Genomic DNA, 11,752 nt, shown 5'->3' on the forward strand with positions numbered 1-11,752 from the left:
TCTCAGAGGGCATCAGCCCCGCATACTTCTTCTTCCAATTGAAATACGTCGCCTGACTAATCCCGGCCTTGCGGCAGACCTCCGCCACTGCCGCGCCATCTTCCGCCTGCTTCAAAACGAACGCGATATGCGCTTCCGAAAACTTCGATGCCTTCATGGAACTCTCCTCGTCCCGGTGGGATCTTAATTGGAAAATTCCAGTTCAGACTGGCCTGATTTGGCGGGAGCAGGTCACGAGCCCTCCGGAATGTACGATCTCGATATCGAGAGGGACAGCATCTAGTTTCGTAGTTCGGCCGCATCTAAATCGCTCTTCTCGATGATGGCTACCCGGGAGTGGTCTTCTCCGCTTAACTTTGAGCTCGCGGTTTCCAACCTGGCCCCTCCCCCTTAGCTGCCTCGCACGGAACGGGCTACTGCAGTCGAGGTCCTAACTATTAGGGTGACAAACCTTATGGCGCCGCTGGCATTGCTGCCAACTTGCGCAGCTGAAGCTAAGATTGCTGGCCTGAGCACGCAATTCTCAAGGGCGGCGGGCTTCGACCGACCGGGGATAAATTTGACGTGTGGAGATGCATTGCAATGATTTTGAGTACACACGCGGTTGTCGGTGGTGCAATCGCCAGCTTAGTTCCTTCCAATCCAGTTCTTGCAGCCGTGACCGGCTTTGCGAGCCACTTTGCGATCGACGCCATACCACACTGGGACTATCCACTTCCGCCAATCTCCATTAGCAAGGGTGCCGACAATCGTTCCTTAAGGTCCAACGGAGCCTTGATAATCGATCTAACAAGTATCGGAGTTGATGCGTGCGCTGGTGTGGCGCTTGCGATCTGGTTGTTTGCAACACCGGCTTCGGCGTCAGTTATCGCGCTTGGCGCCACGGCTGCAATAGTGCCTGATCCGCTACAGTTCGTGCACAGCGTCTATCCGCAAGAACCGCTCGTCAGGCTCCAGCGGTTCCATGAGTGGATCCACGCCAAGCGAAAATTGGCTTGGAAGTTGGGCGTCAGCTCTCAGGTCGCATTTGAGGCGGCAGTGACCGTCTTTGCAAGCGCCATGCGTTGAGCTATCCCACCGAGCTTTGGCAATTTGGTCTCAGCCGCGGCGGAAGTGCTAGTCAGCCATCACTCTAGCTACGCGCCTCGGCTCCTATCCCTGTTACAATCACACGAGCGGGCCGCTCTCACTGACGCGGCGAAGGTGGTAACCAGGATCGCCAAACGCCCGCTCCACCATCGTCAATCGTTTGAAATAATGACCGATCCTGGCGTCCATGGTCATGCCGATGCCCCCATGGAGCTGAATCGCTTCTTCGCCGATCAATTTGCCGCTTCGCGCTATCTGCACCTTTGCCGCCGCTACCAATTGCAATCGGTCTGCGGCATCGTCGCAATTGGTGGCCATGGTAGCGAGCATCGACATCGAGCGCGCTTGCTCGAGTGCGACAAACATATCGGCGGCGCGGTGCCGCAGACTCTGGAAACTTCCGATCAGCACGCCAAACTGCTTTCGTGTTTTAAGATATTCTACCGTGATCTTTAGAGATTCATCCATCGCGCCAACGGCTTCGGCGCAGAGCGCGGCGCGGGCCTCATCGACTACGCGCTCAATTAACGACAATGCATTTTCTGGATCGCCCACCACGGCCTCGGCGCCAACCTCAACACTTGTGAATGTGACGTCGGCGGCATGCAGGCCGTCCTGCGTTGCATAGATCTTCTTCGTGAGGCCCTTGGCGTCGGCAGGAACGAGGAAGACGCCGATGCCGCCTTTGTCACGCTGCGCGCCCCTGCTACGCGCCGTGACGACCAGCGTCTCGGCGCTCTGGCCGTTGATGACGACCAGTTTCTCACCGTCGATCACCCAACCCTTGCCCCTCTTCTTCGCCGACGTGGTGATGTCATAAAGATCATAGCGGGAGCTCTTCTCGAGTTGAGCGAACGCAAGCGTCCTCGATCCATCAATTATTGAGGGAAGGTGCGCGACTTTCTGCGCGACGGAACCGCCATGGCGCAGGAACCCACCGCAGATCACGACCGTCGGTAAATAGGGCTCCAATACCAGCGCGCGTCCGATCGCCTCCATGATGATCATCGTCTCCACGGCGCCGGCGCCGAAGCCTCCATCGCTTTCCGCAAAAGGCACGCCAAGCAAGCCCTGCCCGGCGAGCTTTTGCCAGATGAGCTTACTCCATCCGCCGTTCTCCTTGATGTACCTCTTGCGCTGCTCAAAATCATAGGTATTCGCGAGCAGCCCATCGACACTTTCCTTGAGCAGCCGCTGCTCCTCGGACAATTCGAAATCCATGTTATCTGACCCATGTTGCAAGAAGCTATAGGATTCCCTTTGAACCTCGGCAGCCGTCAGGTAGGCCGATGTGGAGGCGGCCGCTGAGCGGACATTCGCGCAAGCACCGTGCCGAGGGGGAGCTTTTCGCGCGGGTATGTGCAGAGCCTGCTCGCCCGCCATCCCTTAAGCCCACGCAAGACGAAGGACGTGACTACAGTCCCAGCACCGCCTTGCTAATAATATTGCGCTGAATTTCATTGGAGCCGCCGTAGATCGAGACCTTCCGGTTGTTGAAGTAGCTTGGCGCGATCTGCGCAATCCAGTTCATCGCTTCATTCGAAGAGTCGATGTTCCCACCGTAGGCTGCGGCGAGCGGCCCTATTACCTGCAGCAAGAGTTCGGTGGTCGTCTGCTGAATTTCTGAGCCTTTGATCTTCAGCACCGAGGAAGCCGGATTCGGCATGCCGCTGCTGTGCTTGTTTTCGTCAGCGATTACACGGAGCTGCGTCAGCTCCAGCGCCTTCAGCTCAATTTCGCAAGAAGTCAACTTTTCACGAAATACTGGATCTTCGATGATCGGACGGCCACTGGATTCAAATTTCGACCCTACCTCCTTAATGCGGCGTATGCGCTCTTTGGACACGCCGACGCGTGCAATGCCGGTGCGTTCCTGACCGAGTAGAAATTTCGCATAATGCCAACCGTTATTTTCCTCGCCGACCAGATTTTGGACGGGCACCTCAACCTCGTCGAAGAACACCTCGTTGATCTCATAACCACCGTCAATCGTTTGAATTGGGCGCACGGTGATGCCCTTGCTCTTCATGTCGACCAGGATAAAGGAGATGCCGCTCTGCTTCTTAGCGGCCGGATCGGTTCGGCACAGGCAGAAGATCATGTCGGCATATTGGGCCAGGGTTGTCCACGTCTTCTGGCCGTTGATGACATATTTGTCGCCCTTGCGTTCGGCCTTGGTCTTTAACGAAGCTAGGTCGGAGCCTGCTTCTGGCTCAGAAAACCCCTGGCACCACCAATCGTCCATGTTCGCGATCCGCGGCAGGTAATGTTTCCTCTGAGCCTCGTTTCCGAAAGTGTAGATGACTGGCCCGACCATCGCGACTCCGAAGGCAAGTGGTACTGGCGCCGGATACATCTGCAGCTCTTCTTTGAATATGTACTGTTGCACCGAGGTCCAGCCCGTCCCGCCATACTCCTTGGGCCATTGGTTCACGCACCAACCTTTCTTGTTCAGGATGCGCCACCAAGCCACCATCTCGTCTTTGGACAGCTGCGTCCCTTCAACCAGCTTGCGTCGCATCTCCCCCGGCACAGTTTCGCGCAGGAACTGCCGAACCTCTTCTCGGAACGTACGCTCCTCCTTGGTGAATGCGAGATCCATTAGGCTCCTCCTGTTGGCCGTTCACTAATGAGCGAGATCAATTCTGAAGAGCGGGAGCTCCGAAACGGCTAGCGCCCTCGTCATGAAAGTTGAAGCCGCCTCTCCCAAGGCAGCGTTTGGCTCACCGAGATATGCTCCGAATCAGTCAGCTGCTGATCACTCGCGCGCTTCCGCTAGCGCGTCTTGATACATCGATCTTTTCCGGAAGAACTAGTTGCCGATAGGCGCAGCAAACATTGTGCCAGCGATACTGATGCGGGTTGCGCATCGATCCTTTGAGCCCCGCGCGGCAAACGATCGTAATAGCCACGGCTCTCGTGACATTGTGAAGAACGAGACAAAGGCATAACGCACAACAGCGCTCGAATCCGACTTCCGATAAGGGCGATAGGAACATACGTTCTTCGAGGATCCGGGCCGACCTACGCCAGTGGGCCAGGACGAAAATGGCAGCATTGTCGAATTGGCTGCTCATGGCACTCTTCCCAAAGGGCACTCTACCACGCTCTTAAGTGTCACTGGAAGCAGCAGTGCTCTCGCGTCCTTGGCTGCAGCGCCGTCTTAGAGCAGAACGCATCTCACCGAAGGCGGGTGGAGTTGCTCATGATCATGAAGGAACGAGGATCTGCGGTGACCGCCAAAGATGACTCGCGAGTTCGTCGGATACGGTTTTTATTTGCGCATGCGCTATGTGCCGCTCGCCTATCTGGCGTACCAAGCGCGATCGAACTGGTCTGCCGGTCAATAAGCATCCAATAAGAGGTCATTCGTCACCGTAGCGCAGTCGCAACCAACATGGTCACGATGTCGTTTGACGCCGATTGGGAATAGCCTCGCCAATTCCGGTTCTATGGTAGTCTGTCGGGCCTATCCAGGACTGGCGGTCAGACGTACACGCCATCGCCATCACCCGCAGCTATACAGGCAGGGCTGATAACCCTTCAACGGCATCGTGACAATCTCTCCTAAAACGCGCTAGCTCGGGCGCGGCACAGCCACGTTTTCGCGCACACTACGCGTGGCCGCGCTCCAAGGCTGCCTCCGCCCTGAGCTGGGAACGCCTCGCGACGCTGGGGTCACGTCGGATGTGGGCAACCGCGCCGCTCGCGACACGTTTTTGCCGTAAGATTGTCCGCAAGCACTCGGACCCGGCGATCACGATTCCCCGTCTCGTTAGCAAGACCACATCCCACGTGCGGAGGGCACCTACCATGGTGATCATGCATCCGTTCGAAGCCGCCGATCATAAATTGATGTTACGTGAGTCTCACCATCGCTCGCGCACCGAGCCCTCCTGGGCGACGGACGCAACCAGCGCACCATCGGATCTAAACATAAGGCCTCGCGTGAGACCGCGGCCAGCTTGTGCGCTTGGTGAATCATGAGCATAAAGCAGCCAATCGTCGACGCGGAACTGCCGATGAAACCACATTGCGTGGTCGCGGCTCACGGCCGTTATCCGCCTATCGAAAGGCGCGCGGCCGTGGCGCGCGGTTACCGCATCGAGCAGCGAGTAATCGGAGGCATAGGCCAGCGCGCACATATGCAGCGCCGGCTCGTCCGGTAGCTTCTCGGCAATTCTAATCCACATATGAACGCGGCCGTCATCGACCTTCTGGCCCAGATAGCGGTCGGTCTCGACCGGACTCAGGTCGATCGCATAGTGCCGTCGGATGAACTCAGGCGTTTCGACAAATGTTGGCGGCTCGAATACTTCCTTGACTGTGCATTTTTCTCGCGGCGGAACCACGGGCATTTTGTCTTGGTAGTCGAAAGCGCCCTTCTCCTCGGCATGGAAGGACATCATGGTCGAAAAAATTGCATTGCCACGCTGCGCCGCGGTCACGCGCCGGATCGAATAGCTGTTGTCCTCGCTTAAATGCTCCACTTGAAAAATGATCGGCAAATGCGGGTCGCCAGCTTGGATAAAACAGCAGTGGAGCGAATGTGGCAGCCGGCGCTCCGCTGTTCGGCATGCCGCGACCATTGCCTGGCCGATCACTTGGCCGCCGAATAATACTCGGGCGCCGCTGCCCGCGGCATTGCCACGAAATAGGTTTCTCTCGATCGGTTCTAGATCGAGAAGGGCACGCAGGTCGAGCAGGATCTTGGACATTGACGTGCCTTCGGCTGTTCAGCGACTATTTCGGGCTCGACGCAGCTCTAATCTACAGCATGTCCACTGCTCATCGAGCTGTCATGGAATGCACGGCGCTTTGTCTCTCGGGCTCCGTTCCGCCGTTGCCCGCGTGCAGTCAAAAAGCGTCGCCCGGAAGGCGCTTGTATAGCGACGAGTTCATTTGAACTCTGCGGTATACCTAGCGTGCGAGCGACACCATCCGTGACAATCCCGAGCAATTGGCGTGCCGCCAGGATTGAGTGCATTGCTTGACGAGACAGAAAGCCCATAAGTCTTGCTCTCTCTCGCAACGGACTGCTCATTGTTTTAGTTCGGACATGTACGTCTCCAGCTCGACACTGCCAGAACGACAATAGCGCGCGAAGTCAAGACGGTTGCATCTCATACCGGAGTTGGCCGCAGTCGCTTCGAAAGAATCCTGCAGACGCTCACATCGAGCAAATCGACGCCTGCATTGATCGTATAGGTTGCTCAACGATTAGGACTTTCAGCCGTTTAGAATTGAGCCGCTGTTTGTTCGGGATAGGACTGTAGGAGAAGACCTGTTGTATGTCCCAGCCACGACTTCCCGCGAACAAATGAACTGAGGGGTCCGAAGAAGCTTCGCCAATAAAACTCGATTTGATTTCCGACTGCGCAAGCAGCTTGGACGTTCTCGGCAGGAGCGGGGCAGCCGCCTAACTGTGCGCACAGCATAGGTGATTCGGATACGCTCGGGTCAGATCGCAGATCCCTGTGGCACTATTGCGCGACAAACCTAGTCAGTGCCTTGCGGTCAATTTCAATGCCGAGGCCCGGTCCGTCTGGCACTTGGACGACGCCACGGACGTGCTCAAGCGGCTCGACAAGAATTGCCTGCCGAATTGGGTGCTCTGTGCAGTCGAATTCCAATATAGGCTCGACGGGCATCAGCGAAGGCGGTGTATGCGGCGGCAGAACTGCAAGCAGCTGTAGGGATGCGGCGATCGCGATCCCGGTGCCCCAGACATGGGGGTTATAGCGGATGCCGAATGCCTCCGCCATATCGGCGATTTTCTTGCATTCGGATAAACCACCCGCGGCGCAGGTATCTGGCTGCGCAATGTCCAGCGCATGCGTGACGAAGAGCTCTCGAAAACCAAATCGCGTAAACTCACATTCGCCGCCGGCAATTGGGATCGCCAGAGCCGACTTTACCGCACGATAACCCGCGACATCTTCAGGCGGTACCGGTTCCTCGAACCAGCCGATATCGTGCTGCTCAATCAATCGCCCGAGCCTGATGGCAGCGATGCTGTCATAGGCGTGATTTGCATCTACCATCAATGCCGCGTCCGGTCCGATCGCTTCGCGCACGGCGCGCGTTACCGCGGCATCTTCCTCCACGCCGAAGCCGACCCGAAGCTTTAGTGCAGGAAACCCTTGGGCGACGTAACCAGCGGCCTCTTCGGCAAGATAATTGACGGGATCCGCAGCTTGGCGCCGATATAGGCCGGTGGCATACGCAGAGATCCGGGTACGTTCGGCACCACCCAGTAGCTGATGCACGGGGGCGTCAAAATACTTGCCCTTTATGTCCCACAACGCGATATCGATGCCGCCTAAAGCCTGAATCACAACACCTTTCTGGCCGTGATCACGCATTCGCGCGTAGATCAAACGCCAAAGATAATCCGAGCGCACCGGATTCTCTCCGATGAGCCATGGCGCGACGTACTCGACGGCTGCGGCCGATATCCGCGCCGGGCCATAACATTCTCCCCAGCCCACGAGGCCTTGATCTGTCTCAATTTCGACCAACATAGCTGTGCGCGTCTTATACCACCCCCGTGAACACGCCAGCGCCTGCGAGAGATCTGCTTGAAGGATGTGCGTACGAACCGCCGTTATTTTCATAGACGTTCTCTCTTAGGCCCGGCTCTAGTATCATGACGCTCGAATGTCTGTGGACTATGATTCCGCCGGCGGCAGCAAACGAATGTGCAAGCGTGAGCATGTGCGTGCTGACAAGAACATCTTTACTCCCCCCGTGTTTGGCGCGAGCGCGTTCCGCCCCCACGTTTTCCTCCGATGTTGCAGCTGGCCTCGAACCGAGCCCTGAAGCGACGACTTGCTGCCTTCAAGCCTTAGCACACCTGAAATAGCCCTCTTGCCGCGGAGCTAACTGCTTCATGTGGAGCTCGCTTCTGTTCAGAAGCCTTTTGCCTAGAGTGCGTGGCGGCGACGCCGTGTTGCTTGGCGAGGCGCCCCTTCCGGACACACTCTCCTCTTCAACAACGGATGTACTCGCCCAGGGCATGGTCCCCCGTTTGAGCGCTCAATGCCGGCGGTTCGGCCGTTGCGGCATGCATCAGCTGCAATTGCACGCGACGCTTGGCGGAGAACACCGCAGATGCTGAAATATCGGAGGGATGCAAGATCGCGACGATATCATACCCCGCTCGATCTGAATGACACCGCAAACCGAGAGCAGTTCACCACAGATGCTACCGCCTATAGGCAGGCTCCCAGCAGTCAGGCAACTGTCGATTTGGAAGCGGCCTAGGAGGCCTGCGCTTGCTTGGCGGCCTTGATGCGAGTTACGCTGCGTCGGCCTTCCACACTCACCGGCACCTCTCCATCAACCACAGCACGCCGCACCACGCGTTTCTGATCGCCGTAGTCGTTGACCGCATAATGCTGGGTCGCGCGATTGTCCCACATGACTACGTCGCCTTGCCTCCAGTTCCAGCGCACGGTATTCTCGGGCGCTGTGATGTGAGACTGGAATAGATCAAACAATTTCTGACCATCGTACTTGGAAATTCCGACAAAGCCTCGTACTAAATCGCCAAGCACGAGTGTACGTTCGCCGCTTTCAGGGTGGACGCGCACGACTGGATGCTCAGTCTCATAAATCGTTCTGGTGTAGATCTCGTCGAAATGTTGTCTGTCCGCCTGGCTCGCATTCCCCATTACGGTATAGTCATAAGCATTGGTATGAACTGCCCATAGCTCGTCTGCAAGGCGTTGAAGCGACTTTGGCAATCCGAGATAAGCTGCCGCGGTGTTCGACCAAACTGTATCACCGCCAAATGGGGGGATCACCACTCCTCTCAGGACAGCAATCTTGGGATAGGCATCCACGAACGTCACATCGGTATGCCAGAAGTCGGCTCGACTACCAACGCGGGCCGAATCCAGCTCAATCATTGACGTGGTCCCCTTGGTAACCGCCATCGTCGGATGAGCCACAAGCCTACCAAAACGAAGAGCAAACCGCTCGTGCTCGGCGTCATCCAGATGACTCTGATCCCGGAAAAACAGAACCTTGTGCTCAAGCAGGGCATCATTGACCGCCCCGATCGTCTCGTCCGACAAATCTCCCGAGACCTTTATATTGGTCACTTCAGCGCCTATCCGCGCAGCGCGCTTGATGACCTTAACACCCGTGACATTGTTGTCCAACTTTGCCTTGCTCATCCTGGATGCTCCCGGTGTTGTGGCTCTTCGATAGACGACGCTTGTCAGCAGCAACGCAGTCCTGAAATATCGATCACTCCGCCTCGCACTACTAATGCCCTGCCCATCGGCTACACACACTCTTCCGCTTTATGGTTCTGCGCGGGCCGCGCTCGGGTCTCTGCTTTCGTTTCGGTTCGCAGAACGCGTTTGAGAGTTCCTAGCAGGACGCGCCCGGGTGCGAGCGGAGTAGCTTCATACAGACGTCTCTCTGCGGCATGCCCAGCAAGTGCTGTGCCAGCTGCTGAAGAGGCCAAGGACACGCCGTCCATGCAAAAGCCGCAGCATGTAGTCCGAAGTCGGACAACCTGAGCGGAAGCGGCCTTGTAGGTTTGTGCCGAATGCGACAGCGAAGATTAGAACACGTGAGCGGCGAAGCCCGACACAACCAGAGCAGGATCGCAAGCTACAGCCTAATCGACCTGATCCCGCGTAGCACTGGATAAGCGTTGTTCTCGCACGCAAGCTTGTCGATGGATTCGCAATGTGAAAAGGGGCACGTGCTACAAAAAACAGCCTAAGCCGGTTAGGTCCAGAGGACGCGGTTAGAGAAAGCGATAAATCATTGCTACGAGAACGTCTGGCAGGAACCGATGATCATGACCGGATCTGCTAGGATCATGTTAGCAGGTGGCGCCTGATATTGTGCGTGGAGCCCGAGCTTTACAATATGACCTACAAACGAACTCACACGATTTGGCTCAGGATAGCATCTGAAACCATACACCCGGGCCAGCCGCTTCGACTTATGGTGACGCGGATCGGGTGCTAAAGGGGCTATGCCATCCACCTGACATGATCACACTCGTCTTCACCTTCATATATTGTTCGGCCGCCTCCACTCCGTGCTCGATGCCAAGACCGCTCGCCTTGTGGCCACCAATTGGAGTTCCATTGGAGAGAGTATGGGCACAATTGATCCAAACAATACCACTTACCAGCGAGCGGCGGGCGCGTTCGGCACGACGGAGCGACGAGGTCCAGACCGAGGCGGCCAAACCATATTCCGTATCGTTCGCAAGCTGCCAAGCTTCTTCATCGGTATCAAAAGGACGCAGCGCCATTACTGGACCGAAAATTTCCTGTCGCGCAAAGTCACTGTCGAGCGCGTGCTTCGTCACGATCATAGGCGGAAAGAAATGTCCACCCTCCACGGGCCGATAATGCTTTTGGCAAGCATGCCACGCATCCACATCCGCGGTAAGCCGCCGAACACGCGTAAGCTGCTCAGCGGAAATGAGAGGGCCGACCTGAGTTTCCGGGTCGAACGGGTCGCCTATGCGCAACTCTGCTGCTATAGAGCCGCAGAGTCTGGCAAACTGATCCATTAATGGTCGTGCAACGAGAACGCGTGCGCAGCTCGTGCAGGTTTGGCCAGCATTCTTGAAAGTGCTAAAGACCGCAGCGGATGCTGCGCGTGGCAGATCAGCGTCATCGAACACGATCAGCGGCGATTTTCCGCCAAGCTCAAGGATGACACCCTTGAGCGCTTCGCCGGCGGCGGCCGCAACGCGTCGGCCGGTCAGCATGGATCCAGTAAAGCTGATCTTCGACACCATCGGATGCGTGACGAGCGGCGCGCCTGCTTCCGCTCCAAATCCAGTAATAATGTTAACGACACCGTCTGGCAGCCCCGCTTGCTGCATTAGCGCGCCCAAGAGAAGCGTAACCAGCGGACTCTGTTCCGCCGGCTTAAGAACAATCGTATTTCCACAGGCGATGATTGGCGCGATCTTCGTAGCTGCGTTTAACAACGGATAATTCCACGCCGAAATCGCGCCTATGACCCCGAATGGCTCTCGCTCGACGAGCGCCGTTGCGTCATTTCCCATGGGCACAGTGCTGCCGTGCAGCTTATCGGCTAGGCCTGCATAATAACCAAAAAGCTCGGCCGCATGCTGTACGGAATCGGTCGTGGTTTCGCTGATAGGTCTTCCGCTGTCGAGCGTCTCGATCGTGCCAAGCTCTTGGGCGTGTTTCCGGATCTCCTGTGCGATGCGCAACAACAGCCCGGTACGCTTGCCGCTATCGCTGGCCCACGACGCTGCGACGGCGTCAGCGGCCCGCACGGCCCGATCCGCATCTACGGCTTGCGCCCTCGATGCGACCATCAGATGCTGGCCATCAATCGGACTCGTGACCGCGAACGCACCACCATCGGTCGCGCAGCACCATTGCCCACCGATCCAAAGCGTGCCTCGGCGAAAGCATTCCACTGGAAGCAGATCTCGAATGTTTTGGCGCATCTCCTGCCTCTCTTCTCGAAACATGTGTTACTTACGCGTTAGCGAGGGACTGACGAGCTCAGCTTGATGCATCTGGTTTGCCACCGCGGAGTTCTGGCGAAGCTGGACTCTCTAGCAATAGCGTTATTTAGAGGCAGGCGCGGGGAGCTCAGTGCATGACGTTTCTTCCGCTACATCGTCCGCAGTTCGCTGTTC

General features: G+C 57.0%; 8 protein-coding genes. 1 reads left to right on the plus strand and 7 read right to left on the minus strand.

Features of this window, described 5'->3' with window-relative positions; all coding sequences use genetic code 11:
* The coding region (locus tag GPL20_RS34765; protein WP_157336627.1) for a transposase at nt 1-157 on the minus strand (157 nt) is incomplete at its 3' end.
* Nucleotides 158-582: 425 nt separating this feature from the next.
* Here GPL20_RS34765 and GPL20_RS34770 point away from each other — a divergent pair.
* On the plus strand, nt 583-1,068 hold the full coding sequence (locus GPL20_RS34770; RefSeq protein WP_157336629.1) for a hypothetical protein: 486 nt from the start codon (nt 583-585) through the stop codon (nt 1,066-1,068).
* A gap of 99 nt (nt 1,069-1,167) precedes the next feature.
* On the opposite strand, the gene pimD is transcribed toward GPL20_RS34770, so the two are convergent.
* From pimD to GPL20_RS34800, 6 genes are all read right to left on the minus strand, one after another.
* The gene (gene pimD, locus GPL20_RS34775; RefSeq protein WP_157336631.1) at nt 1,168-2,310 is read right to left on the minus strand and encodes a pimeloyl-CoA dehydrogenase small subunit; all 1,143 of its coding nucleotides are present in this window, start codon (nt 2,308-2,310) and stop codon (nt 1,168-1,170) included.
* A 193-nt stretch (nt 2,311-2,503) separates the two neighbouring features.
* Nucleotides 2,504-3,691, minus strand: a complete 1,188-nt coding sequence (pimC, locus tag GPL20_RS34780) for a pimeloyl-CoA dehydrogenase large subunit (protein WP_157336633.1) — start codon at nt 3,689-3,691, stop codon at nt 2,504-2,506.
* 1,267 nt (nt 3,692-4,958) lie between these two features.
* Nucleotides 4,959-5,807 (minus strand): acyl-CoA thioesterase, encoded by an 849-nt coding sequence (locus tag GPL20_RS34785; protein WP_157336635.1) that lies wholly within the window; start codon nt 5,805-5,807, stop codon nt 4,959-4,961.
* 765 nt (nt 5,808-6,572) lie between these two features.
* Nucleotides 6,573-7,706, minus strand: coding sequence for a mandelate racemase/muconate lactonizing enzyme family protein (locus tag GPL20_RS34790; RefSeq protein ID WP_157336637.1), 1,134 nt, complete (start codon nt 7,704-7,706; stop codon nt 6,573-6,575).
* A 645-nt stretch (nt 7,707-8,351) separates the two neighbouring features.
* A complete protein-coding gene (locus GPL20_RS34795) occupies nt 8,352-9,272 on the minus strand; it encodes a TauD/TfdA dioxygenase family protein (RefSeq protein WP_157336639.1) in 921 nt (306 codons plus the stop codon).
* A 785-nt stretch (nt 9,273-10,057) separates the two neighbouring features.
* Nucleotides 10,058-11,557: an aldehyde dehydrogenase family protein gene (locus tag GPL20_RS34800; protein ID WP_157336641.1), complete on the minus strand. Its 1,500-nt coding sequence runs from the start codon at nt 11,555-11,557 to the stop codon at nt 10,058-10,060.
* Nucleotides 11,558-11,752 lie beyond the last annotated feature (195 nt).

The organism is Bradyrhizobium cajani (genome assembly GCF_009759665.1).
GTDB lineage: Bacteria > Pseudomonadota > Alphaproteobacteria > Rhizobiales > Xanthobacteraceae > Bradyrhizobium > Bradyrhizobium cajani.